The sequence below is a fragment of the Halomonas lysinitropha genome, assembly GCF_902500215.1.
GTDB classification, from domain to species: domain Bacteria; phylum Pseudomonadota; class Gammaproteobacteria; order Pseudomonadales; family Halomonadaceae; genus Halomonas; species Halomonas lysinitropha.
The window spans coordinates 173,807-197,443 of the sequence record NZ_CABVOU010000046.1; the positions used below are offsets into that span (position 1 = coordinate 173,807).

At 64.4% G+C, this 23,637-nt stretch carries 23 protein-coding genes; 13 read left to right on the top strand and 10 right to left on the bottom strand.

The features are described 5' to 3' along the window. Window positions 1-63: 63 nt before the first annotated feature. From thrS to ihfA, 7 genes are all read left to right on the top strand, one after another. The gene (gene thrS / locus HALO32_RS16725; protein ID WP_151445026.1) at window positions 64-1,965 is read left to right on the top strand and encodes a threonine--tRNA ligase; all 1,902 of its coding nucleotides are present in this window, start codon (window positions 64-66) and stop codon (window positions 1,963-1,965) included. A gap of 34 nt (window positions 1,966-1,999) precedes the next feature. Then, on the top strand, window positions 2,000-2,542 hold the full coding sequence (infC, locus tag HALO32_RS16730; RefSeq protein ID WP_267902502.1) for a translation initiation factor IF-3: 543 nt from the start codon (window positions 2,000-2,002) through the stop codon (window positions 2,540-2,542). Between the two features lie 105 nt (window positions 2,543-2,647). Further along, on the top strand, window positions 2,648-2,842 hold the full coding sequence (gene rpmI, locus HALO32_RS16735; protein ID WP_132041111.1) for a 50S ribosomal protein L35: 195 nt from the start codon (window positions 2,648-2,650) through the stop codon (window positions 2,840-2,842). A 37-nt stretch (window positions 2,843-2,879) separates the two neighbouring features. Further along, a complete protein-coding gene (rplT, locus tag HALO32_RS16740; RefSeq protein ID WP_021817421.1) occupies window positions 2,880-3,233 on the top strand; it encodes a 50S ribosomal protein L20 in 354 nt (117 codons plus the stop codon). A 125-nt stretch (window positions 3,234-3,358) separates the two neighbouring features. Continuing rightward, a complete protein-coding gene (pheS, locus tag HALO32_RS16745) occupies window positions 3,359-4,378 on the top strand; it encodes a phenylalanine--tRNA ligase subunit alpha (protein ID WP_151445028.1) in 1,020 nt (339 codons plus the stop codon). A gap of 40 nt (window positions 4,379-4,418) precedes the next feature. Then, window positions 4,419-6,797 (top strand): phenylalanine--tRNA ligase subunit beta, encoded by a 2,379-nt coding sequence (gene pheT, locus HALO32_RS16750; RefSeq protein WP_151445029.1) that lies wholly within the window; start codon window positions 4,419-4,421, stop codon window positions 6,795-6,797. A 50-nt stretch (window positions 6,798-6,847) separates the two neighbouring features. Further along, the gene (gene ihfA, locus HALO32_RS16755) at window positions 6,848-7,150 is read left to right on the top strand and encodes an integration host factor subunit alpha (RefSeq protein WP_151445030.1); all 303 of its coding nucleotides are present in this window, start codon (window positions 6,848-6,850) and stop codon (window positions 7,148-7,150) included. A 90-nt stretch (window positions 7,151-7,240) separates the two neighbouring features. Here the strand turns inward: ihfA and HALO32_RS16760 are convergent, their stop codons facing one another. Next, window positions 7,241-7,450: a DUF2788 domain-containing protein gene (locus HALO32_RS16760; RefSeq protein ID WP_151445031.1), complete on the bottom strand. Its 210-nt coding sequence runs from the start codon at window positions 7,448-7,450 to the stop codon at window positions 7,241-7,243. A 134-nt stretch (window positions 7,451-7,584) separates the two neighbouring features. Between HALO32_RS16760 and HALO32_RS16765 the strand changes: the two genes are divergently transcribed. Both HALO32_RS16765 and HALO32_RS16770 read left to right on the top strand, forming a co-directional pair. After that, complete coding sequence (locus HALO32_RS16765) at window positions 7,585-8,049, top strand: flavodoxin (protein WP_151445032.1); 465 nt, start codon at window positions 7,585-7,587, stop codon at window positions 8,047-8,049. Window position 8,050: 1 nt separating this feature from the next. Further along, complete coding sequence (locus HALO32_RS16770) at window positions 8,051-8,416, top strand: hypothetical protein (protein ID WP_151445033.1); 366 nt, start codon at window positions 8,051-8,053, stop codon at window positions 8,414-8,416. Window positions 8,417-8,527: 111 nt separating this feature from the next. Here the strand turns inward: HALO32_RS16770 and ppnN are convergent, their stop codons facing one another. Further along, the gene (ppnN, locus tag HALO32_RS16775) at window positions 8,528-9,889 is read right to left on the bottom strand and encodes a nucleotide 5'-monophosphate nucleosidase PpnN (protein WP_151445034.1); all 1,362 of its coding nucleotides are present in this window, start codon (window positions 9,887-9,889) and stop codon (window positions 8,528-8,530) included. Between the two features lie 143 nt (window positions 9,890-10,032). Between ppnN and HALO32_RS16780 the strand changes: the two genes are divergently transcribed. Next, entirely contained in the window at window positions 10,033-10,950 is a 918-nt protein-coding gene (locus HALO32_RS16780; RefSeq protein WP_151445035.1) for a LysR family transcriptional regulator, read from the top strand. A 15-nt stretch (window positions 10,951-10,965) separates the two neighbouring features. On the opposite strand, the gene gcvP is transcribed toward HALO32_RS16780, so the two are convergent. After that, the gene (gene gcvP / locus HALO32_RS16785) at window positions 10,966-13,860 is read right to left on the bottom strand and encodes an aminomethyl-transferring glycine dehydrogenase (RefSeq protein ID WP_151445036.1); all 2,895 of its coding nucleotides are present in this window, start codon (window positions 13,858-13,860) and stop codon (window positions 10,966-10,968) included. Window positions 13,861-13,997: 137 nt separating this feature from the next. Beyond that, window positions 13,998-14,387, bottom strand: coding sequence for a glycine cleavage system protein GcvH (gene gcvH, locus HALO32_RS16790; protein WP_151445037.1), 390 nt, complete (start codon window positions 14,385-14,387; stop codon window positions 13,998-14,000). Between the two features lie 441 nt (window positions 14,388-14,828). Here gcvH and HALO32_RS16795 point away from each other — a divergent pair, with 441 nt between their 5' ends. Then, window positions 14,829-16,223 carry an alanine/glycine:cation symporter family protein gene (locus HALO32_RS16795; protein WP_407646894.1) on the top strand — a complete coding sequence of 465 codons (1,395 nt, stop codon included), beginning with the start codon at window positions 14,829-14,831 and terminating at the stop codon, window positions 16,221-16,223. Window positions 16,224-16,298: 75 nt separating this feature from the next. Further along, window positions 16,299-17,408 carry a glycine cleavage system aminomethyltransferase GcvT gene (gene gcvT / locus HALO32_RS16800; RefSeq protein WP_151445039.1) on the top strand — a complete coding sequence of 370 codons (1,110 nt, stop codon included), beginning with the start codon at window positions 16,299-16,301 and terminating at the stop codon, window positions 17,406-17,408. A 105-nt stretch (window positions 17,409-17,513) separates the two neighbouring features. Here the strand turns inward: gcvT and HALO32_RS16805 are convergent, their stop codons facing one another. The 6 genes from HALO32_RS16805 to HALO32_RS16830 form a co-directional block, all read right to left on the bottom strand. After that, complete coding sequence (locus HALO32_RS16805; RefSeq protein ID WP_151445040.1) at window positions 17,514-18,143, bottom strand: alpha-ketoglutarate-dependent dioxygenase AlkB family protein; 630 nt, start codon at window positions 18,141-18,143, stop codon at window positions 17,514-17,516. 46 nt (window positions 18,144-18,189) lie between these two features. Then, complete coding sequence (locus HALO32_RS16810) at window positions 18,190-18,732, bottom strand: phosphatase PAP2 family protein (protein ID WP_151445041.1); 543 nt, start codon at window positions 18,730-18,732, stop codon at window positions 18,190-18,192. Further along, the gene (locus HALO32_RS16815) at window positions 18,704-19,864 is read right to left on the bottom strand and encodes a glycosyltransferase family 4 protein (RefSeq protein ID WP_151445042.1); all 1,161 of its coding nucleotides are present in this window, start codon (window positions 19,862-19,864) and stop codon (window positions 18,704-18,706) included. Before HALO32_RS16815 ends, HALO32_RS16810 begins: the two co-directional genes overlap by 29 nt. Window positions 19,865-20,000: 136 nt before the next feature. Continuing rightward, complete coding sequence (locus HALO32_RS16820; protein WP_151445043.1) at window positions 20,001-20,945, bottom strand: LysM peptidoglycan-binding domain-containing M23 family metallopeptidase; 945 nt, start codon at window positions 20,943-20,945, stop codon at window positions 20,001-20,003. Further along, on the bottom strand, window positions 20,891-21,763 hold the full coding sequence (locus HALO32_RS16825; RefSeq protein WP_151445044.1) for an acyltransferase: 873 nt from the start codon (window positions 21,761-21,763) through the stop codon (window positions 20,891-20,893). Before HALO32_RS16825 ends, HALO32_RS16820 begins: the two co-directional genes overlap by 55 nt. 71 nt (window positions 21,764-21,834) lie before the next feature. Continuing rightward, window positions 21,835-22,740: a LysR family transcriptional regulator gene (locus tag HALO32_RS16830; protein ID WP_151445045.1), complete on the bottom strand. Its 906-nt coding sequence runs from the start codon at window positions 22,738-22,740 to the stop codon at window positions 21,835-21,837. A 181-nt stretch (window positions 22,741-22,921) separates the two neighbouring features. On the opposite strand from HALO32_RS16830, the gene HALO32_RS16835 reads away from it, so the two are divergent. Then, on the top strand, window positions 22,922-23,623 hold the full coding sequence (locus HALO32_RS16835; RefSeq protein ID WP_151445046.1) for a CoA transferase subunit A: 702 nt from the start codon (window positions 22,922-22,924) through the stop codon (window positions 23,621-23,623). The last annotated feature ends 14 nt before the right edge of the window (window positions 23,624-23,637 follow it).

The window sequence follows — 23,637 nt, forward strand, 5'->3', positions numbered from 1 at the left end:
GACCATTCTTCTGGCGACACGTGATCCCTGGTATGGATCACCACTGCGCACAAGGAACCCTTCATGCCCATCGTGACTCTGCCCGACGGCAGTCAGAGATCCTTCGACGCCCCTCTCACCGTGATGCAACTGGCCGAGAGCATCGGCCCCGGCCTTGCCAAGGCGTGCGTAGCCGGCAAGATCGATGGCGTTCAGGTGGATGCCGCCGATATCATCGACCGAGACGCCGAGGTGGCGATTCTTACCGCCCGCGATCCGGAAGGGCTGGAGGTCATCCGCCACTCCTGCGCCCACCTGATCGGCCATGCCGTCAAGCAGCTCTATCCCGAGGCCAAGATGGCCATTGGCCCGGTGATCGAGGACGGCTTCTACTACGACGTCGACTTCGGTCGTTCGGTGACCCCTGAGGATCTCGAGGTAATCGAGGCCCGCATGATGGCGCTGATCGACCATGAGTATGACGTGGTGCGGGAGTACGTCGATCGGGATCAGGCCATGTTGACCTTCCTGCATCGCGAGGAGCCCTACAAGCAGGAGATCGTGCGCGAGATTCCCGAGGGGGAGACCATTCGTCTCTACCACCACGAGGAGTACGTGGACATGTGCCGGGGGCCGCACGTGCCCAACACTCGGCACCTGAAGGCCTTCAAGCTGACCAAGCTGGCCGGTGCCTACTGGCGGGGCAATGCCGAGAACCCGATGCTGACGCGCATCTACGGCACGGCCTGGCCCGACAAGAAGCAGCTCAAGGCCTACCTCAAGCGGCTCGAGGAGGCCGAGAAGCGCGACCATCGCAAGCTGGCCAAGAAGATGGACCTCTTCCATCTCCAGGAAGAGGCGCCGGGCATGGTGTTCTGGCACCCCAACGGCTGGACCATCTATCAGGCGCTGGAGCAGTACATGCGTCGGGTGCAGGTGGAGAATGGCTACCAGGAGATCAAGACACCGCAGATTGTCGATCTCTCGCTGTGGAAGGCCTCCGGCCACTGGGGGCACTACAGCGACATGATGTTCACCACCGAGTCGGAGAAGCGCGACTACGCGGTCAAGCCGATGAACTGCCCCTGCCACGTCCAGGTGTTCAACCAGGGGCTGAAGAGCTATCGGGACCTGCCGCTGCGCCTGGCCGAGTTCGGTAGCTGCCACCGCAACGAGCCGTCCGGTGCGCTGCACGGTCTGATGCGGGTGCGTGGCTTCACCCAGGACGACGCGCATATCTTCTGCACCGAGGGCCAGATCCAGTCCGAGGCCGAGGCCTTCATTGCCCTGACCATGAAGGTCTACCGGGAGCTGGGCTTCGATGACGTGGAACTCAAGCTCTCCACGCGACCCGACGACGACTTCCTGGGCGAGCCGGAACTCTGGGACCGCGCCGAAGCCGGTCTCGAGGCCGCGCTCGACGCCACCGGTCTTGACTGGGATCTGCAGCCGGGTGAGGGCGCCTTCTACGGGCCCAAGATCGAGTTCTCTCTGCGCGACTGCCTCAACCGGGTCTGGCAGTGTGGTACCCTGCAACTCGACTTCAATCTGCCGGGGCGGCTGGGGGCCCAGTTCGTTGACGAGGACGGTGTCCGCAAGACCCCGGTGATGCTGCATCGCGCTATCCTTGGATCCTTCGAGCGCTTCCTCGGTATCCTGATCGAACACTATGCCGGGGCCATGCCGCTTTGGCTGGCGCCCCAGCAGGTGGTGGTCATGACCATCACCGATGCCCAGCGCGACTATGCCGTCTCGCTGGTGGAGCGTTTGCAGAAAGTCGGTCTGCGCGTCAAGTCGGACTTGAGGAACGAGAAGATCGGCTTTAAAATCCGCGAGCATACGTTGCAGAAGGTCCCCTATCTCCTGGTGGTGGGAGATAAGGAAGTCGAGTCCGACTCGGTGGCCGTGCGTACGCGCAGTGGCGAGAATCTTGGTACGATGGGGGTGGATGCCTTCATCGATCGTGTTCGGGCCGAGCGGCAATAACGACATCTTCCCAAGCTGAAGTGGAGACGGAACCATCAAGCGAAGCAACCCAAGAGGGCGTGTTCAAGACAAGCGCCCCCCCATGAACGAGCGGATTACCGAGGATCAGGTTCGCCTGATCGACAGCGACGGCGAGCAGCTGGGCATCGTGCCTACCAGCGAAGCGCTGGAGCGAGCCGAAGCGGCCGGTATGGACCTCGTGCAGATTTCCAATGCCGATCCGATCGTCTGCAAGATCATGGATTACGGCAAATTCGTCTTCGAGCAGAAGAAGCAGAAGGCTGCTCAGAAGAAGAAGACGAAGCAGATCCAGGTCAAGGAAGTGAAATTCCGGCCTGGCACCGACGAGGGTGACTATCAGGTCAAGATGAAGAATCTGATCCGTTTTCTCGAAGGTGGCGATAAGGGCAAGGTCACGTTGCGTTTTCGCGGTCGCGAAATGGCGCACCAGGACATCGGCCGCAAGCTGATGGAGCGGATCGCCGCCGATCTCGAGGAGATCGGGACCGTGGAGTCCTTCCCCAAGATGGAAGGGCGCCAGATGACCATGATCATTGCCCCCAAGAAGAAGCAGTAGCAGTAATAGAAGAAGTGATCCGATGGCCAGTCCAACGGGCGGAAGACAGCAAGGCCTTCCGTCGGCCGCGGGTTTTCTTAAGAAACCTCGAGCGGAGTTGACCTCATGCCGAAAATCAAGAGCAACAGTGGCGCTGCCAAGCGCTTCAAGAAGACGGCCAACGGCTTCAAGCACAAGCAGTCGTTTCGGAGTCACATCCTGACCAAGAAGTCCACCAAGCGGAAGCGTCAGCTGCGCGGTATGAAGCAGATTCATGACGCCGACAAGCCGCTCATCCAGCGGATGTTGCCGAACCTGTAACCCCTTGGGTGAACACACTTTTCGTCAGGAGTAAGTCATGACTCGTGTCAAGCGGGGCGTTGTCGCCCGTCGTCGTCACAAGAAGATTCTCAAGCAGGCCAAGGGCTACTACGGTGCTCGCAGCCGCGTTTTCCGCGTGGCCAAGCAGGCCGTCATCAAGGCCGGTCAGTATGCCTACCGTGACCGTCGCCAGCGCAAGCGCCAGTTCCGTGCCCTGTGGATCCAGCGCATCAATGCCGGTGCCCGTCAGCACGGCCTGTCTTACAGCCGCTTCGTCGGTGGCCTGAAGAAGGCCGGCATCGAGATCGACCGCAAGGTGCTGGCCGATCTGGCCGTTCACGAGAAGGCGGCGTTTGCCGCCATCGTCGAGAAGGCCAAGGCTGCCCAGTAAGGGACGTCGACCCTTGTTCGGCCGCGGTATACGTCGCCGGACCATGATCGTCGCAGGGGAAGAGCAGCCGCTCTTCCCCTGTTTTTTTTACGACCGCTTTTTTGAAAGACTTCGGAGTTCAACGGATGGACCATCTTCCCACTCTGGTTGCCGAGGCCCGCGACGCCATCCACGCCGCCGACAGTCTGGCCGCATTGGACGACCTGCGCGTTCGCTATCTCGGCAAGAAGGGCGAGATCACCACCCTGCTCAAGGGGCTCGGCAAACTGTCGGCCGAGGAGCGTCCGGCCGCGGGTGAGCGCATCAACGAAGCCAAGCAGGCCCTGAGTCAGGAGCTGGACGCACGGCGTCAAGCGCTGGAAAAGGCGGCGCTCGAGGCACGCCTGGCGGCCGAGCGACTCGACGTGACGCTGCCGGGACGTGGCCAGCCCAGCGGTGGCCTGCACCCGGTGACGCTGACCCTGGAGCGCATCGAGGGACTCTTCACTCGCATCGGTTATGACGTGGCGGTCGGTCCCGAGATCGAGGACGACTACCACAACTTCGAGGCCCTCAATATTCCTGCCCACCATCCGGCGCGGGGCATGGCCGATACCTTCTATTTCGATGCCACCCGGCTGTTGAGGACCCATACCTCGCCGGTGCAGGTTAGGACCATGAAGGAGGCCGTGCCGCCGATCCGTATCGTCTGTCCCGGGCGCGTCTACCGCAGCGATTCCGACCTGACCCATACTCCCATGTTCCATCAGGTCGAAGGATTGCTGGTCGATGAAGACGTCAGCTTCGCCGACCTCAAGGGCACTATTCAGGATTTCCTGCACGCCTTCTTCGAGCGTGATGACCTCGCGGTGCGCTTCCGGCCCTCCTACTTCCCTTTCACCGAGCCCTCGGCCGAGGTCGACATCCAGTGCGTGATGTGCAGTGGCGAAGGCTGCCGGGTCTGCTCCCATAGCGGCTGGCTGGAAGTGATGGGCTGCGGGATGGTGCATCCCGAGGTGTTTCGCCACTCCGGCATCGATGCCGAGCGCTACACGGGCTTCGCCTTCGGCATGGGCGCCGAGCGCCTTGCCATGCTGCGTTATGGCGTCAACGACCTGCGGCTGTTCTTCGACAACGACCTGCGCTTTCTTAGGCAGTTCGCCTGATCGACCACCGGATGAGCAGAACACAGCGATAGGATCTGACATGAAATTTTCCGAACAGTGGCTGCGTGACTGGGTCTCACCGGCACTCTCCACCCAGGCACTGGCCGACCAGATCACCATGGCCGGCCTGGAAGTCGATGCCGTGGAGCCGGTGGCTGCCACCTTCAGCGAGGTCGTGGTAGCGGAAGTGATCGGCAAGGCGCCCCATCCCGATGCCGACAAGCTCAACGTCTGCCGGGTCGACGACGGCAGTGGCGAGATCGTCCAGGTGGTGTGTGGAGCGCCCAATGTGGCCGCGGGACAGAAGGTGCCCTTCGCCCGTGTCGGGGCGGTACTGCCGGGCGACTTCACCATCAAGCAGGCCAGACTGCGTGGCGTCGAGTCTCGCGGCATGATCTGCTCGGCGTCCGAGCTTGGCCTCGAGGAGGAGGCCTCTGCCGGGATTCTGGTGCTGCCTGCCAGCGCACCGGTGGGCGAGGGGGTCCGTACCTTCATGGGCCTGGATGACCACACCATCGAGGTGGATCTGACCCCGAACCGTGGTGACTGCCTGAGCGTCAAGGGGCTGGCCCGCGAGGTCGGGGTGCTCAATCGTCTTGCCGTCGAGGGACCCGATTTGGCTCCCGTGAGCCCGGCTCACGAGGAAGCCTTTCCGGTGCGCGTCGAGGACGCAGAGCGCTGTCCGCGCTACATCGGTCGCTTGATCAAGGGCATCGATGTCACCGCCGAGACGCCGCTGTGGATGGTCGAGCGACTGCGCCGCAGCGGCATCCGCGCCATTGATCCGGTAGTGGATGTTACCAACTACGTGATGCTGGAACTCGGCCAGCCGCTGCACGCCTTCGATCGCGCCAACCTGCACGGTAGCGTGGTCGTGCGGCTGGCCCGGGAAGGCGAGCAGCTGGTGCTGCTCGACGGCCAGGAGATTACCCTGGACGCGGCTACCCTGGTGATCGCCGACGAACGTGCTCCGCTGGCCATTGCCGGCGTCATGGGCGGTGAGCACTCGGGTGTGAGCCCTGACACCCGCGACGTCTTCCTCGAGTCGGCCTTCTTCTCGCCGCTGGCGGTTGCCGCCCAGGCGCGTGCCTATGGCCTGCATACCGACGCCTCGCACCGCTTCGAGCGCGGTGTCGATCCCTGCCTGGCTCGTGAAGCCGCCGAGCGGGCCACCGCCCTGCTGCTGGCGATCACCGGTGGCGCGCCAGGGCCGCTGGTCGAGGTCGCAAGTGAGCCACACCTTCCTGACGGCCGTCGGACCAGCCTGCGGGCCTCGCGCCTGGAGCAGGCGCTGGGCAAGTCGCTGCCCCATGAGGAGGTCACCGAGATTCTCGAGCGCCTGGGCCTGGTGGTCGAGGACTCCGGTCAGGTCTGGACCGTGCAGGTTCCCAGCTGGCGCTTCGATATCACCATCGAGGAAGATCTGATTGAGGAGGTGGCGCGCATTCACGGCTACAATCGTCTGCCGGTGCGCCGTCCTCTGGTTCGCCTGGCCTTGCGCTCGGCCCACGAAGCACACACGCCGTTGGCACGGTTGCGTCGCCAGATGGTTGCGCGCGGCTACCAGGAGGCCGTGACCTACAGCTTCGTCGCCCCCGAGCTGCAGCAGGTGCTGCATCCCGAGGCGGTGTCGCCGACGCTGGCCAATCCCATCTCCAGCGACCTGTCGGTGATGCGAGCGAGCCTCTTTCCGGGGCTGGTGCGGGCCCTGCAGCATAATCTCAATCGCCAGCAGAGCCGGGTGCGCCTGTTCGAGACGGGACTCACCTTCCGTGGTGACCTCGACAATCTGCACCAGACCCCGATGCTTGGCGCGCTGGTCTGCGGCCCCCGCGAGCCGGAAGGCTGGGCCGGCGGCCGGGAGCCCGTCGATTTCTTCGATCTCAAGGGCGACCTGGAGAGCCTGCTGGCGCTCGGTGAGCCCCAGGCCTGGCGCTTCGAACCCGGCAAGCATCCGGCGCTGCATCCCGGTCAGTGCGCTCGCATCCTGCATCATGGCGAAGAGGCCGGCTGGATCGGTACCCTTCATCCGGCAGTGCGCGCGACACTGGGTCTCAAGGTTGACGCCCTGCTCTTCGAGGTGCGCCTGGATGCCCTGACTCAGGGTCGGGTGCCGGCCTTCACGCCATTGTCGCGCCATCCCGAAGTGCGTCGCGACCTGGCCTTCCTGGTTGACGAGGAGCTGCCGGTGCAGTCGCTGCTCGACACCATCCGGGCCGAGGCCGGCGAGTGGCTCGTGGAATCCCACCTGTTCGATGTCTATCAGGGCAAGGGAGTGCCGGATGGCCTCAAGAGCGTGGCGCTGGGCTTGACCTGGCAGCATCCATCGCGCACGCTCAATGACGAGGAAATCAATCAGTTGGTTGATGTCATCGTCGCGGAATCACGGCAGCACCTGGGAGCGGAATTGCGTGCCTGAACGTCGTGCTTCTCGTCGATCGACAGGACCAGCGCCATGAGGATGACAACATGGGTGCGTTGACCAAGGCGGAACTGGCCGAACATCTGCACGCCGAACTTGGCCTCTCCAAGCGCGAGGCCAAGTCCATGGTGGAGGCCTTCTTCGAGGAGATACGCGGCTGCCTTCGCGAGAACGAGCAGGTCAAGCTCTCGGGTTTCGGCAACTTCGATCTGCGCGACAAGCGCGAACGCCCCGGGCGAAATCCCAAGACCGGCGAGGAGATTCCGATCTCGGCACGGCGTGTGGTCACCTTTCGCCCTGGGCAGAAGCTCAAGAGTCAGGTCGAGGAGTATCGTGGCGAGGTCCACTGACTTTCCTGCTGACCACGCGTGACGCCACTCCAAGGAGTGGCGTCATTTATCGTTTCGTAGACGCCCTCATGGTCAGACGCCGTCGGGTGCTCAGACGCCGTTGCCACTCTCCAATACCCAGGTAATGACCACCTTCAGGATATAGCCCAGCATCCCGGCGCCCAGCACCACGAACAGCATGATGGTGCCGAAGCGGCCGGCCTGGGATTTCTTCGCCAGGTCCCAGATGATGAAGCCCATGAAGAGGATCAGGCCACCGATCATGATCGGGGTGATCCAGGTCTCGAAGGTCTGCTGCATGATGCCTCCGTGCACGTCCGGGGGAAAGCCGACCATTATACTCGGGCTTTGACGACACTGCAGGCGGCCAGGCGTGGCCCCATGCCACACCCCCATGCTAATATCCGACCGAAATTCTCAGGTAATTCCACGACATGCCCATGCTCAAGATCTTTGTAGGTACCATGTACGGCGGTGCCCTGGATGTCGCCGAGCAGGTCAAGCCGCTGTTCGAGGAGGCCGGTTACGAGGTGGCCATCTTCGATCAGCCGACCCTCGACGACCTTGTCGGCTCGCCCACCGACCTGGCACTGTTCTGCACCTCGACCACTGGCAGCGGCGACCTGCCCGGCAACATCGTGCCCTTCGCCCGCGACCTCGAGGCGCAGAGTCCCGGCCTCGACGGGCTGCGCTATGGGCTCATCGCCCTGGGTGACAGTTCTTACGGTGAGACCTTCTGCGGTGCCGGACGGCATCTCGATGCGCTGCTCGAGGGGCAGGGTGCCAAGCGGCTGGGCGAACGCCTCGAAGTGGATGCCATGGAGACCTTCATGGCCGACGACGAGGCCCTGCCCTGGGTCGAACAGTGGATCGCTGACCAGCAGCTGAAGGTGGCCTGACGTGGGCGCGACGCCGACGCCTGAGCGCTTCAGTCTGCTGCTGGGGCTCGTGGTGCTGTTACTGGCGACCCTGCCTCGCTATCTGGCCGGTGGGTACGAGACACACCTGTCGCTGATGCTGATGGTCCTGGCGGTGGTGGCCGTGGTGTGCCTGCTACAGTGGCGGCTGCTCCCCGCGGAGGCACGCTCGCGCCTTCCCGCGCTGATGCGTCGTCTGGGACTTTGTCTGGGCCTGGGCCTGGTCGTGATGGCGGCCTGGCACACCCTGATCAGCGACTTCTTCGGCTGGGAGCTGCTGGTCTCCCATGGCGCCACCCTGGGGCTGCTGCTGCATGCCCTGGGGCTGTGGGTCAGGGTGCCTCGCTGAACTCGGCCCCAGCAACAAGGTTCAAGGAGCACGTCACAAGGAAACCCTACAAAGACAGCCTTGTTGCCTGTCAGAGTGTGTGCGCACAGTACTTGCCCTTGCCCCTTGTTCCTACCCCAGCGTATAGCAGGGCACATAGTCACCGGCGAGCTTCATGCGGCCCTGGATGACGAAGGAGGCCAGCAGCTCGTCGAGACGGGCCATCAGCTCGGGCTCGGCGTGCAGACGGAAGGGGCCATGGGCTTCGATCGCGCGGATGCCTTGCTCCTTGACGTTGCCGGCAACAATCCCCGAGAAGGCGCGGCGCAGATTGGCGGCCAACTCGTGTACCGGCTGGTCACGGTGTAGCGCCAGGCCGGCCATGGCCTCATGGGTGGGCTCGAAGGGCTCCTGAAAGTCTCTGGCCACGGTCAGGCGCCAGTTGTAGTAGAAGGCGTCCTGGCGGGTGCGGCGATACTCGGCCACCGTATCGATGTTCTTGCGCATGGTGCGGGCCACCTCGACGGCGTCATCGACGATGATGCGGTAGAACCGACGCACCTCCTTTCCCAGGGTATAGACAAGGAACTCGTCGATGCGCTTGAAGTAGTCGGCAGAATCGGCGGGACCGGTAAGGATCAGCGGCAGCTCCATGTCGGCATTGTCGGGATGCAGCAGAATGCCCAGCAGGTAGAGGATTTCCTCGGCGGTGCCCACACCGCCCGGGAACACCAGGATGCCATGCCCCAATCGCACGAAGGCTTCGAGGCGCTTTTCGATGTCGGGCATCACCACCAGTTCGTTGACGATGGGGTTGGGCGCTTCGGCCGCGATGATACCGGGCTCCGAGACCCCCAGGTAGCGCCCCTGGGTGCGACGCTGCTTGGCATGGGCCACGTTGGCACCCTTCATGGGTCCCTTCATGGCACCGGGCCCGCAGCCGGTGCAGATGTCCAGTTCGCGAAGTCCCAGGTGATAGCCCACTGACTTGGTGTAGTCGTACTCCTCACGGGAGATCGAATGGCCGCCCCAGCAGACGACCAGGCTGGGGTCGCGTCCCGGCTTGAGGGTCCCGGCCTTGCGCAGGATATGAAAGACCGCATTGGTGGTGCCCTCGGCGGTCTCCAGGTCGAAACGATGCCGGGTCTGGATCTCGTTATAGACATAGACGATGTCCCGTAGCACCGCCGAGAGGTGCTCGCGGATGCCGCGAATCATCTTGCCGTCGACGAAGGCTTCGGCGGGGGCGTTGGTGATCTTGAGGCGCACGCCGCGGTCCTGTTGCAGCACTTCGATGTCGAAGTCCCGGTAGGTCTCGAGCAGGGCAAGGCCATCATCGGTCAGATTGCCGCAATTGAGTACCGCCAGCGAGCAGTTGCGCAGCAGATCGTGCAGGCCGCTCTTCGAGGTGTCGTGGAGGCGCTCGACCTCCTGCTGCGAGAGGATCTCGAGGCTGCCTTCCGGCGAGATGGTGGTGGAAATAGTGTCGGGCATCCTTGGCGTTTCCTGATCGTCATCACGGCGTTGTGCGTTCCCGGATGCTACCACGCCGGGCCACCGGCCGGCATCGCTGCGGCCCCGACGGCGAACTGGTAGAATCCTTGCCTGCCAGGCCCTTGCCCGCGACGTGACGTCCCATGTTCAATGCCCGCTATTTCCGCACCTTCATCACTCTGGTCGAGACCGGCAGCTTCACGCGAACCGCTCGCCGTCTGGAGATGACCCAGCCCGGGGTCAGTCAGCATATACGCAAGCTCGAGGAGTATCTCGGCAAGCCGCTGCTGGATCGCCAGGGGCGGCGCTTCGTCCTTACCGAGAGTGGACGGCGTGCCTACGATTACGCCCTCAAGCTGTTCGCCGAGCACGAGCAGTTCCGCCACTCCCTGGACAACGACAGCCTGGACAGTGGCGAGTGCCGCCTTGCTTCCCCGGGTAGTGTCGGCCTGATGCTCTATCCTTTCATCCTCGGCCAGCAGCAGATGCAGCCCGGTCTCACGGTAAGTTACAGCTTCGCCTTCAATGCCGAGATCGTCTCAGGCGTACTGAGCGGTCGTCATGACCTGGGGATCGTCACCGAGGTCGTACGCCATCCCGACCTCGACTGCGAGGCCTGGCATCAGGAACCGCTCTGTCTGGTGGTGCCGGCGGACTTCGCCGGCAACGGCCTGGCCGACCTGATGGGGATCGGCTTCATCAGCTACTCGGGCGGGGAGGATCACGCCGGTGCCCTGCTGAAGACCAACTTTCCCGACTTCCGCTCGATGAGCCACTTCCCACGCCAGGGCTTTACCAACGAGGTGAGCATGGTGCTGGATGCCGTGGCTCGCGGGCTGGGGTTCACCGTGGTCTCGCGAGTGGTGCTGGAGACCTCGCCCTGGCAGCGCCAGGTCAAGGAGCTCTCCCTGTCCCAGCCGGTCCACGAGACCCTGCACCTGGTCATTCGCGACGGCGAGCAGATGCCGCGGCGCTACGTGCGGCTGCTCGAGGGCTATCGCGAGCAGCGCCATCATGAGCGCTTCGGTTTCAGCGAGGGAGCCGAGCGCCAGGAGGCCTGAACGCAGCAGGCCAGGTCATTCCCGATATTCGTCGATGCTCGGGCAGGAGCAGATCAGTTGCCGGTCACCGAAGACGTTGTCGACCCGGTTCACCGCCGGCCAGACCTTGGCGGCCTTGACCGCATCGGAGGGGAAGGCACCGAGCTCGCGGCTATAGGGGCGTTCCCAGCCGTCATCCATCAGGTCAGCCATGGTGTGCGGCGCTTTGACCAGGGGATTGTCATCTGCCGGCCAGTCGCCGGCCTCGACTCGACCGATCTCCTCGCGAATGGCGATCATGGCGTCGCAGAAGCGGTCGATCTCGTAGCGCGACTCCGACTCGGTGGGTTCGATCATCAGCGTGCCGGGTACCGGAAAGGACATGGTCGGGGCATGGAAACCGTAGTCCATCAGGCGCTTGGCGATGTCCTCCTCGCTGATGCCGGACTCGGCCTTGAGCGGGCGGATGTCGATGATGCACTCGTGGGCCACGGTATCGTTGCGACCCTTGTAGAGCACGGGGTAGTGCCCCTCGAGTCGCCGGGCGATGTAGTTGGCGTTGAGGATCGCCAACTCGGTGGCTTCACGCAGGCCGCGTGCGCCCATCATCTTGATGTAGGCCCAGGAGATCGGCAGGATCGAGGCCGAGCCGAAGGGCGCCGCCGAGACTGCACCGCAGCTCGCCTCGACCCCCTCCAGCGGCGTCACCACGTGATTGGCGACGAAGGGGGCCAGGTGGGCCTTGACCCCGATCGGCCCCATGCCCGGACCGCCGCCGCCGTGGGGAATGCAGAAGGTCTTGTGCAGGTTGAGGTGGGATACATCGCCACCGAAATCGCCGGGACGCGTCAGGCCCACCTGGGCATTCATGTTGGCGCCGTCGATGTACACCTGGCCGCCATGGTCATGCACGATGTCGCATACCCGGCTCACGCTCTCTTCGAACACGCCATGGGTGGAGGGATAGGTGATCATGATCGCCGAGAGGGCGTCGCGGTGCTGCTCGGCCTTGGCACGCAGGTCCTCGAGGTCGATGTTGCCGTCGCTATCGCACTCCACCACCACCACCTTCATCCGCGCCATGGCCGCAGAAGCGGGATTGGTGCCGTGGGCGGAGCTCGGGATCAGGCAGACGTCGCGGTGCCCCTCGCCCTCGGCGGCCTGGTAGCGTCGGATGGCCACCAGGCCGGCGTATTCGCCCTGGGCGCCGGAGTTGGGCTGCATGGAGATGTGGTCATAGCCGGTAATTTCCACCAGGAAGGCGGCCAGTTCGTCGATCATCTGCCGGTAGCCTGCTACCTGGTTGCGGGGCGCGAAGGGGTGGATGCGCGCAAACTCCGGCCAGGTGATCGGGACCATCTCGCTGGTGGCATTGAGCTTCATGGTGCAGGAGCCCAGCGGGATCATGGCATGGGCCAGCGACAGGTCCTTGTTTTCCAGACGCTTGAGATAGCGCAGCATCTCCGTCTCGCTGTGGTAGCGGCGGAAGGTCGGGTGGGTCAGGAAGTCCGACTCGCGCTGGCACGCCGAGGGGATGCCGCTGGTGCCGGCCGCGACCACGCGGTCGTCGAGTTCACGCACCGAGAGGCCGTGCTCCTCGCCGAGGAGCACATCGAACAAGGTATCCACATCGTGGGCGGTGGTGGTCTCATCGAGGCTCAGGCCCACGTCGCCGCCCGCGAAGTAGCGCAGGTTGAGGTCGTGGGTCATGGCCCGCCCATGGAGCTTGCCGGCATCCAGGCCGGTCAGGCGCAGGGTGTCGAACCAGCTGTCGTGGGCCAGGGTGACGCCCTTGGTCTTGAGGCCTTCGGCGAGGATCGTCGTCAGGCGGTGGATACGCGAGGCGATGGTACGCAGCCCTTCGGCGCCGTGGTAGACGGCGTAGAAGCCGGCGATGTTGGCCAGCAGCGCCTGGGCGGTGCAGATGTTGGAGGTCGCCTTCTCGCGGCGTATGTGCTGCTCGCGGGTCTGCATGGCCATGCGCAGCGCCGTGTTGCCGCGGCTGTCCCGGGAGACGCCGATAATGCGGCCCGGAATCGAGCGCTTGAGCTTGTCGGTGGTGGCGAAGAAGGCGGCGTGGGGGCCTCCATAGCCCATGGGCACGCCGAAGCGCTGCGAGGAGCCCACCACCATGTCGGCGCCGATAGCCCCCGGCTCCTTGAGCAGCACCAGACCCATGATATCGGCGACCACGCAGGTCATTACGCCGCGCTCGCGGGCCGCCTTGATCAGCGGTGCCAGGTCGCGAACCTGCCCGCTGTCGCCCGGGTACTGCAGCAGGGCACCGAAGACCTCATGCTCGGCGAGCTCCTCGGCCGGGGCCACCACCAGCTCGAAGCCGAACCAGGCGGCGCGGGTGCGCACCACGTCGAGGGTCTGGGGGAAGACGTCCTCGGCGACGAAGAAGGCGTCGCTTTTCGCCTTCTTGTTGGCCCGCTTGCATAGCGCCATGGCCTCGGCGGCAGCGGTCGCCTCGTCGAGCAGCGACGCATTGGCCAGCTCCATGCCGGTCAGGTCCATGACCATCTGCTGGAAGTTGAGCAGGCCTTCCAGGCGACCCTGCGAGATCTCTGGCTGGTAGGGGGTGTAGGCGGTGTACCAGCCGGGATTCTCCAGCACGTTGCGCTGGATCACGGTCGGCAGGTGGGTGTCGTAGTAACCTTGGCCGATATAGCTCTTGACGACCCGATTCTGGCGGGCCAGGCGCTGCAGGTAGTCCAGGGCCTCGGCCTCGCTCCTGGGCGGGTCCAGGTCCAGCTCACGCCCCAACCTGATGCCCGCGGGGACGGTCGCCTCGATCAGCGCAGGCAGGCTCTCCATGCCGAGGGTGGAGAGCATGCCATCCACGTCGGCACCGTCCGGTCCGTTGTGGCGCTGGAGGAAAGCATCGTGAGCGGCCAGTTCGGCCAGGCGGCGGTTGTCGAAAGCCATGGAATACCCTGTGTGCGTGACGGGGCCTTGCCCCTGGGGTCATCGAAACGGGCCGGCCCCGTCAGGGACGAGGCCGGATCGGGCGCCTCTCTTCGTTGGCCGGCGCGGGTTGGCCGGTGCCAGGAGGGGGGCGAGGATCACTCCTCGGCGGCGACGGCCTGGTAGGCGTCGGCATCGAGCAGGTCGTCGAGGCCGCCGGCGTCCTCGAGACGTACCTTCATGAGCCAGCCATCCTCGTAGGGGGACTCGTTGACGGTCTCGGGACTATCCTCGAGGGCCTCGTTGACCTCGAGGATCTCACCGGCGATCGGTGCGAAGAGGTCGGAGGCAGCCTTGACCGACTCGATGACGCCGAACTCGTCGCCCACGGCCAGGGTGCGGCCCACCTCGGGAAGCTCGACGAAGACCACGTCGCCCAGCGCTTCCTGGGCATGGTCGGTGATGCCGATGGTCACGGTGCCGTCGCCATTGTCGAGGACCCATTCATGGCTTTCGGCATAGCGCAGGTTGGCGGGGATAGAGCTCATCGTGATTTCCTATACGAAAAAGGTTTTCGGATTCGCGAATGCTAACGCCATTGGCGGCATTTGGCGAGTCCTCCCGGCGGGCCGACTCGGCGCATGGTGGTCTTCGACCCGTTCAAAGGGTGGTCCGCCAGTGCCGATTCGTCCAGTGCCGGAGCCGCCGAGTGTTTCCCTCTCTTGCTCCATGGCATTACCCCCAGTAGGCTTCCGCGTTTCCGATAGGAAACAGAAGATGTCACCGTCCACGCCACCTGTGTCTTCTGCACAGCGTCGGGCTGGTGCACTAGTGGCAGGATCCGCTATCGTGAAGGTGTTAGTCCTGTCGATCTTTCGTCGAAGCTTGGCCTGTCCATACGATTTCGTCTTCTCCGTTGGGGAAAGTTCGGTGTTCGTGACGGGTCACAACAACAAGCGTGAACAAGGGAGACTCCCGTGGAAGCATTAATGGCATTCTTGAGCTCGGTGGAAGGTATCGTATGGGGCGTTCCCATGCTGATCCTCCTGCTGGGTGTCGGCATTTATCTGCAGGCTGGTCTGAGGCTGATACCGATTCGCAAGCTTGGCACCGGCTTCAAGCTGATGTGGCAGGGGCGCGATCGCAAGCTGGCGCCGGGCGAGAAGAAGACCAAGCAGGAAGAGGGTGAGATCTCGCCCTTCAATGCCTTGATGACGGCGTTGTCCGCCACCATTGGCACCGGCAACATCGCCGGCGTGGCCACCGCCATCTTTCTGGGTGGTCCGGGGGCGGTGTTCTGGATGTGGATCACGGCGCTGGTGGGCATGGCGACGAAGTTCGCTGAAGCCGTATTGGCGGTGCGCTACCGCGAGACCGACAGCACCGGCTACCACGTGGGTGGGCCGATGTTCTACATCAAGAACGGCCTGGGCAGGAAGTGGCTATGGCTGGGCGGTGCCTTCGCCTTCTTCGGTGCCGTGGCGGCTTTCGGCATCGGCAACACCGTGCAGTCCAACTCGGTGGCCGAGGGGTTGAGTGAGTCGCTGGGCATGCCTCACTGGCTGACGGGCCTGATCCTGATGGTATTGGCCGGGGCCGTGATTCTGGGCGGCATCAAGCGTATCGCCAGGGTGGCGGGCAAGCTGGTGCCGATCATGGGGATTGCCTATGTGCTGGCAGGTATCCTGGTGTTGATTCTCAATGCCAGCCAGATCGGCGAGGCCTTCAGCCTGATCTTCTATCATGCCTTCAATCCCATCGCCGCGGCAGGTGGCTTCGCCGGTGCCGGTGTGGCCATGGCGATTCAGTTTGGCGTGGCGCGCGGCATCTTCTCCAACGAGGCCGGCCTGGGCAGCGCGCCCATCGCTCATGCGGCGGCGCAGACCAAGAACCCGATCCGGCAGGGCCTGATCGCCATGCTGGGGACCTTCATCGATACGATCATTGTCTGTTCCATTACTGCCTTGGTCATCCTGACCAGCGTCGAGTGGAGCGGAGGTGAGACCGGCGCGCGCTTGACGGCGGTTTCCTTCGATCTGGCGCTGCCGGGTATCGGCGAGTACGTGGTGACCTTTGCCCTGGCGGTCTTTGCCTTTACCACCATCCTGGGCTGGTCCTTCTACGGCGAGAAGTGCTTCCAGTTCCTCTTCGGCACCCGCTCGATCACGCTCTACCGCGTGCTGTTCATCGTTGCGATCCCGATCGGGGCCATGGCTAACCTGGACCTGGTGTGGGTGCTGGCCAGTGTCTTCAATGCCATGATGGCCATTCCCAACCTGATCGCCCTGGCGCTGTTGTCGCCGGTGGTCTTCAAGCTGGCCCGTGACTACTTCGATGGCAAGGACATCCTGCCGGGTGAGGAACTGGACCACGACAAATCCTGAAGGTGATTCACGCTGGAGAGGTGTCCCGAGGGGCACCTCTCTTGCGTTGGCGCCCAATTCATGAGCGATGATGCAATGAGTAAACTCAAGTACACCCCTCTGCACGCCTTGCACGTGGAGCTGGGGGCCAAGATGGTGCCCTTTGCCGGCTATGACATGCCGGTGCAGTACCCGCTGGGGGTCAAGCGCGAGCACGAGCATACCCGTCGCGCCTGCGGGCTCTTCGATGTCTCCCATATGGGGCAGATCCTCGTTCGCGGCCCGCGGCCGGCCGAAGCATTGGAGACCCTGGTGCCGGCGGACATCGTCGGCCTTCCTGAAGGCATGCAGCGTTATGCGCTGTTCACCAGCGAGGAGGGCGGTATCTTGGACGACCTGATGGTGGTCAATGCGGGGGATCACCTCTACCTGGTGGTCAACGCCGCCTGTCGGGAACAGGATTTCGCCCACCTGCATCGTGGCCTGCTCGGCCATGAGATCGAGATGGTCGACCGAGGCCTGCTGGCGTTGCAGGGGCCGGCGGCGGCCGAGGTGATGCAGCGGCTCAGCCCCGAGGCCTGCGAGATGGTCTTTATGCAGCATGGCCACTTCACCATCGCGGGCATCGATGTCTGGGTCAGCCGCAGCGGCTATACCGGCGAGGACGGCTTCGAAATCTCGGTGGCTGCCGAGGAGTGCGAGGCGTTGGCGCGCCGCCTGCTGGAGGAGGAAGAGGTCGAGGCGATCGGCCTGGGCGCTCGTGATTCGTTGCGCCTCGAGGCAGGGCTTTGCCTCTATGGTCACGATATCGATACTGGGACGACGCCGGTGGAGGCCGGGCTGATCTGGGCCATCGGCAAGCCACGACGTCGCGGCGGCGAACGCGCCGGTGGTTTCCCCGGCGCCGACCTGATCCTGCATCAGGTGGCCGAGAAGGACCATCGCCGCAAGCGGGTGGGACTGCTCGGCGAGCGGCGCGCCCCGGTGCGCGAGGGGGCCGACCTCTATGATGGCGAAGATCACCATGTGGGTCGCGTGACCTCCGGCGGCTTCGGCCCCAGCGTTGGCCAGCCGGTGGCGATGGGCTATGTGGCCATCGAGGCCAGCGAGGTCGGCACCACAGTGTACGCCGAGGTGCGCGGCAAGCGTCTGCCGATGACGGTGACCAAGATGCCCTTCGTCACGCCCGGTTACCATCGGGGCTGACGCCTCTCCATTTATACCGTTATCTATCTGGATCTTCAATAGCGGCGATCCCGACCCGGGGTGGCCGTTTTGTCATGAAGGGAGTCCAACGAGGATTGCAGCGTGTCAGGCAGGCGACACCGTAGGGTTCACCAGGCGGAAGGTCAGGCTGATACGCAGGCCGGGCAGTTGGCGTGGCAGCAGGGCATGCTGCAGCCTGCTCTGCACGCCGGCCCCCATCACCAGCAGGCTGTCATGGGGTAGCCAGACATTGAAGGCCTCATGGGAACGATCCTGCCAGCGGAAGCGCATCGGGCGCTTTGTCCCCAGGCTCACCGCGGCGATCAGCGGGTCCGGGCCGAGTTCCGGCTCGTTGTCGCTGTGCCATCCCATGCGCTCCTGGCCATCGGCGTAGCGATTGAGGAGTACGCTGTTGAATCGCGCCGGGAGGCCGGCATTGGCCAGGCGCTGGATGACGGTGCCGAGAAGGCTCGATACTGCGGGATGCCAGGGCTCGGGTGAGAAGTCACGACCCGAGTAGCAGTAGCGAGCCTCGGGATCGCCCATCCACAATTGTCGCCGCGGTATCGGATGCTCCCGTCCGTAAAGGCGGAGAGTCGGTCGTTGCCAGGCCAGCGCCTGGTCGAGTTGCGCCAGAAGCCGGGTCGCGGTGGGCTCGCCGAGCAGGCCGGTGAACAGTGTCAGGGGAGGCGAATCGAGCAGGGGTTCGCCCTTCTGGGTATATCCGGAACGCATGAGGTCAGGATGCCAGCCCGATCCGGTAGCGGCCAGGGGGTTTCGGTCAGCCGGTTAGCTGCAGACTGATCAGAGCAAAGACCAGCCCGAGCAGTGCGCCGGCCGCGACATCGCTGATGTAGTGCAGCCCCAGGCCCACACGTGACACGGCAATCAGCAACGCGACAGGAATCAGCCAGGGCAGCAGCCAGGGGGCATGGGCGGCGGTCAGGGTGCAGAACAATACGGCATGCATGGTATGGCCACTGGGGAAGCTGTAGCGGTCCCGAGCTGGCTCGTTGCAGTGGATGATACCCCTGAAGGTGATGAAGGGCCGCTCGCGACAGAGGCGAGTCTTGAGGAGCCGGTAAATGCCGATGGCCACCAGCGCCGTGACGCTGTACTGGACCATCTTCTGACCGCTACCGGCGGGTTGGAGCAGCGGCTGGGCGATGATCAGTCCGACCCATAGTGGCCAATCCCCCAGCTTGCTGGAAAGACGCAGCAGGGCCAGCCAGGGTGGGTGGACGTTGAAGCCGGCCAGGCGCCGGCAGAGCTGCCACTCGATGAGGTCGAGGCGTTCAAACACGGCAGGTGGATGCAGCTTCATCATGAGTCTCCCGTGGCTGGGCCAGGGTGGCGAGGAAGGTGTCGGCAATCGCCGACCAACGGTACGTCAAGGCACCCTCTCTGGCGGCGCGACCCAGGCGGGCATAACGGGCAGGCTCTTGGCAGAGGGCAGCGGCAGCCTCCCGGAAGCCGGCTTCGTCACCCACTGCCAGGCTGACACCGTTGAGATCGTCGTCGATCAGTTCGGCGCCGGCGGCATGGCGGAAGGCCACCACGGCCAGGCCACTGGCCATGGCCTCAAGCACCACATTGCCCCAGGTCTCGGAGATCGAAGGGAAGACGAAGAGGTCGGCACTGGCGTAGTGGCGGACCAGGCTTTCGCGATCGATGAAACCGGCAAAGTGGGCGTCAGGCAGAGCCCGCTCCAGTGCGGCTCGCCCCGGGCCGTCACCGACCACCACCAGGGTGATATCCGGACGGGCAGCGAGCATCGCCGTGAAGGTGTCGCGCAGCAGGTCGAGGTTCTTCTCGGCGGCGAGACGTCCAACATGAAGCGCTACCGGACGATGAGCATCGCTGCCCCAGGCGGCGCGCAGGGCCGGGTCGCGATGGACTGGCGAGAAGCGTTCGCCGTCGATGCCACGTGCCATGACCCGCAGGTTGGCGAAGCCGCGGTCGGCCAGCGCCTCGGCCTGGTCTCGGGTCGGCACCAGGGTGGCGGTCGTGCGGTTGTGGAAGTGACGCAGGCGGCGCAGCACCAGCGGCGCCAGCCAGGGCAAGCCATAGTCGCGGCAGTAGTGATCGAAGTTGGTGTGCCAGCCGCTGACCACCGGGATACCTAGCCGCTTGGCGGCGCGCATGGCCGACCAGCCCAGCGGCCCCTGGGTGGCCAGGTAGACGGCCGACGGTCGCTGCTGCCGCCACAGGCGTTGGATGGCCGCCGTGGCAGGCAGACCGATGCGGACCTGGCGGTAGCCCGGCAGGCCCAGCCCCGGCACCCGGAGTTCCGCTTCCATTCCATCGGCCCGTGGCGTAGCCCCGTCAGCCGGCCGGGGTCGGATCAGCTGAAGGGCCACGCCACGCTGGCGTAGCTCTGAACTGAGGTGTCCGAGGGTATGAGCGACCCCATTGATGTCGGGGGACCAGGTTTCACTGACCAGGCAGATGCGCATGGAGCTCCTCTCGCGGTGGCAGGCCCGAAAGGGCTGACACCGCCGAGGATGCCGGGTGGGCATGACAACAGCGCGTCACGGCGATGAAGAAGGCATGACGGCGGGCCGGCGCGAAAGCACGGGCACCGTCGGTCCGTCAGCGGAGTACTCGGGCCGGGTCGATGGGCTTGCCACCATGGCGCATGTCGAAGAGCAGCCGTGGGCTGCCGTCCTGCTGGCCGATTTCGCAGACCGGGGCTCCACGCTTGACCGAGTCCCCGCTGGCGACCAGGGGCTTTGCGCAGAGGGCATAGACACTCTGGAGGTTGTCGGCATGGTGCACGATGACCACCTGGCCCAGCTGCCGCATGCTGTCGGCAAAGCGCACCTCGCCGTCGGCTACGGCCTGCGCGCGACTGCCCCGGCGAGTGCTGAGCAGCATGGGTTGCAGGGTGCCGCGGCTGTCGGCACCAAAGGGACGCTCGACTCGGTAGTCGTCCAGCGGCCAGGGCCAGCCGTGCGCGGAAGCGGGCAGGTTTCCCGGGTCAGGCAGGCGCTTGCTTGCCGGCCGACTAGCCTGTCGCGTGCTGGACGCCTTGCCCGCGGTGCTGCCCCCGCTGGTGCCCGTGGAGGTCGCCTGTCGGCCCCCCAGCGGTACCTGGATCAGCTGGCCAACCTTGAGGTTGGTGGGGGCGATACCGGGGTTGGCCGCCTGAATCCGCTCGGCGCGGCTGCCGAAGCGCTGAGCGATAGCGCTGTAGGTGTCTCCGGGCCTCACGCGGTAGCGGTAGGGCCCGCCGGAGGGGGCCCGCTCATCGCGCCCCGGGACCAGCACGCGCTGGCCGATGGCTAGATGCCGGGCATCGATACCGGGGTTGAAGCGCTCCAGGCGCACCAGGGGCACGTCGGCGCGGTTGGCGATCTCGCCCAGGGTGTCGCCCCGCTGGATGGTGATCCACTGGCCGGCGTTCTGCCTGTCCGGGCGACTATCTCCGGCGCCTCCGGCGCAGCCGACCAATAACAGTGCCAGGCTGACCAGCAACAGGGTCAGCGCGATGAGTCGAGCTGGCGATCCTTGTCCTGCCACAGGGCATTGAGCCATGACTGGAAGCGTTCCTTGTAGTCTTTGTCATCGTGATAGTCACCTTCAAGCATCCAGGTAGGGACTTCCAGTCGCCGGGCTACCAGCCGTACCGGTCCCTCACGGCCACAGAGGAAGCCCCAGAAACTGGGGGCAGGATTCTCGTAGTCCAGGGTGACATCGAGGATGCCGCCCAGGCGATCGCCGAGCAGGTTCATCACCTGGGCGATGCCCCCGGCGCGGGGCCTCAGCAGGTGGCGATAGGGGGCACCCTGGGCGGCCTGCTTGGCAGGGGTGAAGCGAGTGCCCTCGACGAAGTTGTAGATGGCGATGGGTCGCTCCCGGGCGTGGCGGCACATGCGCTCGGTGGCTTCCCGGTCGCGACGCGCCAGCTTTGGATTGCGCTGGCGCTGCTCGCGGCTCAGGCGACGCAGCATGGGGAACTCCATGGCCCAGAAGGCCAGTCCGACGATGGGGATCCAGATCAGCTGACGCTTGACGAAGAAGTGGGGCATGGGAAGGCGCCGATGCAGGGCAAAGAACAGCAGGAAGATGTCGGTCCAGCTGCGGTGGTTCGAGAGCACCAGCCACCATTGCTCGCGTGAAAGACCGTCGGGCACTACCATCTCCAGCCGCGGCTTCAGCCAGCGACGCATCCACCAGAGATTGCTGCCCACCCAGTTGAGGGCGACCCCGTTGAGCGCCGTCAGCACTTGGCGACGCAGCTGACGCCCCGGGGTCACCAGCTTGACCAGGGTGAGCAGGATAAGCGGGATGCCCCAGGCGAGGGTAGTGAGAATCAGCAGCAGGACGCTGACGAGCCCCCGGAGGGTTGGCATGCCTGTCTCCTTGGCCGGGTTTACAAGTTTGCCATGCTAATGGATCGACCGCGGGCTGCCCAGCTGCCGGGTCAATGTCCTGCTGCCAGACCAGGGGCGCGAATGGTTTCGGCGAGGACTTCCTGCAACGCCAGGGCGGCCACCGAGAGTTCATGGTTGTTCCAGGTCAACACCCCGACGTCGCGTTCGATCACTGGATCATCGAGGGGCACGCAGATGGCGCCGAGCTCCTGCATCTGGGCGATGCATAGCGACGGGACAGCGCTGACGCCCAGGCCGCTGGCGACCATGCGTCCCACGGTAGTCAGCTGGTGGCATTCGAAGGCAGCGGGCAGGGTGAAGCCCCGATTTTCCAGCTGCTGTTCCAGCAGCCGGCGCACCATGGATGGGCGTTGCAGGGCAATGAAGTCACGGGTCATCAGCGTCGGCCAGCCGAGTCGTGAACGCTCGGCCAGGCGCGAGTCGGGCGGCACCACGGCGACGAAGCGGTCGCGAAACAGGGGGGAGAAGGAGAGGCTGCCGGTGGCCTCGGGCTCGAACACCAGCCCCAGCTCGACCTGGCGAGCGCGGACCATCTCGATCACCTGCTCGTTGATGACGTCATGGACCGTGACGTTGACCCGTGGATGGCGCTGGCGGAAAACGCGCAGGGCAGGGGGCAACAGGTTGCTGGCAAAGGAGGGCATGGTGGCCACCGCCAGTCGGCCCAGCTGGAGGGTGAAGCGTTGACGCAGCAGCTCCTCGGTATTATCCCACTCGGCAATCAGGCGCTTGGCCAGGGGCACGAGCGTCTCGCCCTCCGGGGTAAGCCGCACGCTGCGGGTGCTGCGTATCAGCAGGCGGCCGCCCAGGCTCTCCTCGAGCCCCTTGATCGCCAGGCTCAGGGCCGGCTGGGAGAGATGCAGGTGTTCACAGGCCTGAGTAAAGCTCAGGGTCCGGGCCACGGCGAGGAAGGCGCGCAGTTGCTTGACGGTCACGGCATGCTACCAAGGTCAAATATATTAAAGTATCGGATCAATCAATAAATAAAACAAACTTAACAAATATATTGGCAACAGCAACACTGGGCTGACATTCTTCCCATTCGCTTCACTCCCTTTTCACTTCACGACGATTCATTCGACAACGATTCATTCGACAACAACGCGAGGCGCCACTATGGCCGGATTCGACAAGCGTGTGTATTCCTACGAAGAGGCAATGGACGGTATCGAGAGTGGCATGACCGTGATTGCCGGCGGCTTCGGTCTCTGCGGTATCCCCGAGAACCTGATCGCCGAGATCAAGCGTCGCGGTGTCAAGGACTTGACGATATGGTCCAACAACTGCGGCGTAGACGGCTTCGGCCTGGGTCTACTGCTCGAGGACAAGCAGATCAGTCGTATCCATGCATCCTACGTCGGCGAGAATGCGCTCTTCGAGAAACAGATGCTCAACGACGAGATCGAGGTGATCCTCACCCCCCAAGGGACGCTGGCAGAGAAGATGCGTGCCGGTGGTGCCGGCATCCCGGCCTTCTATACCGCCACCGGCTATGGCACGCCCATCGGCGAGGGCAAGGAGGTACGTGAGTTCAACGGTCGCCACTGTATCCTCGAGGAGTCGGTGGTGGGGGATTTCGCCATCGTCAAGGGCTGGAAGGCCGATCGCTACGGCAACGTCGTCTACCGCGACACCGCCCAGAACTTCAACCCGATGGCCGCCACCGCCGGCAAGATCACCGTGGTCGAGGTCGAAGAGATCGTCGAACCCGGCGAGCTCAAGCCCGACCAGATCCACACTCCGGGCATCTATGTCGACCGCCTGATCCAGGGCACCTTCGAGAAGCGCATCGAGAAGCGCACCGTACGCGAGGGTTGAGCCCGACGCTCTTT

Coding starts and splice junctions, on each gene's coding strand:
- thrS (WP_151445026.1), top strand. CDS start 64: ATGCCCATCGTGACTCTGCCCGACGGCAGTCAGAGATCCTTCGACGCC.
- rpmI (WP_132041111.1), top strand. CDS start 2,648: ATGCCGAAAATCAAGAGCAACAGTGGCGCTGCCAAGCGCTTCAAGAAG.
- rplT (WP_021817421.1), top strand. CDS start 2,880: ATGACTCGTGTCAAGCGGGGCGTTGTCGCCCGTCGTCGTCACAAGAAG.
- pheS (WP_151445028.1), top strand. CDS start 3,359: ATGGACCATCTTCCCACTCTGGTTGCCGAGGCCCGCGACGCCATCCAC.
- pheT (WP_151445029.1), top strand. CDS start 4,419: ATGAAATTTTCCGAACAGTGGCTGCGTGACTGGGTCTCACCGGCACTC.
- ihfA (WP_151445030.1), top strand. CDS start 6,848: ATGGGTGCGTTGACCAAGGCGGAACTGGCCGAACATCTGCACGCCGAA.
- HALO32_RS16760 (WP_151445031.1), bottom strand. CDS start 7,450: ATGCAGCAGACCTTCGAGACCTGGATCACCCCGATCATGATCGGTGGC.
- HALO32_RS16765 (WP_151445032.1), top strand. CDS start 7,585: ATGCCCATGCTCAAGATCTTTGTAGGTACCATGTACGGCGGTGCCCTG.
- ppnN (WP_151445034.1), bottom strand. CDS start 9,889: ATGCCCGACACTATTTCCACCACCATCTCGCCGGAAGGCAGCCTCGAG.
- HALO32_RS16780 (WP_151445035.1), top strand. CDS start 10,033: ATGTTCAATGCCCGCTATTTCCGCACCTTCATCACTCTGGTCGAGACC.
- gcvP (WP_151445036.1), bottom strand. CDS start 13,860: ATGGCTTTCGACAACCGCCGCCTGGCCGAACTGGCCGCTCACGATGCT.
- gcvH (WP_151445037.1), bottom strand. CDS start 14,387: ATGAGCTCTATCCCCGCCAACCTGCGCTATGCCGAAAGCCATGAATGG.
- HALO32_RS16795 (WP_407646894.1), top strand. CDS start 14,829: ATGGCATTCTTGAGCTCGGTGGAAGGTATCGTATGGGGCGTTCCCATG.
- gcvT (WP_151445039.1), top strand. CDS start 16,299: ATGAGTAAACTCAAGTACACCCCTCTGCACGCCTTGCACGTGGAGCTG.
- HALO32_RS16805 (WP_151445040.1), bottom strand. CDS start 18,143: ATGCGTTCCGGATATACCCAGAAGGGCGAACCCCTGCTCGATTCGCCT.
- HALO32_RS16810 (WP_151445041.1), bottom strand. CDS start 18,732: ATGAAGCTGCATCCACCTGCCGTGTTTGAACGCCTCGACCTCATCGAG.
- HALO32_RS16815 (WP_151445042.1), bottom strand. CDS start 19,864: ATGCGCATCTGCCTGGTCAGTGAAACCTGGTCCCCCGACATCAATGGG.
- HALO32_RS16820 (WP_151445043.1), bottom strand. CDS start 20,945: ATGGCTCAATGCCCTGTGGCAGGACAAGGATCGCCAGCTCGACTCATC.
- HALO32_RS16825 (WP_151445044.1), bottom strand. CDS start 21,763: ATGCCAACCCTCCGGGGGCTCGTCAGCGTCCTGCTGCTGATTCTCACT.
- HALO32_RS16835 (WP_151445046.1), top strand. CDS start 22,922: ATGGCCGGATTCGACAAGCGTGTGTATTCCTACGAAGAGGCAATGGAC.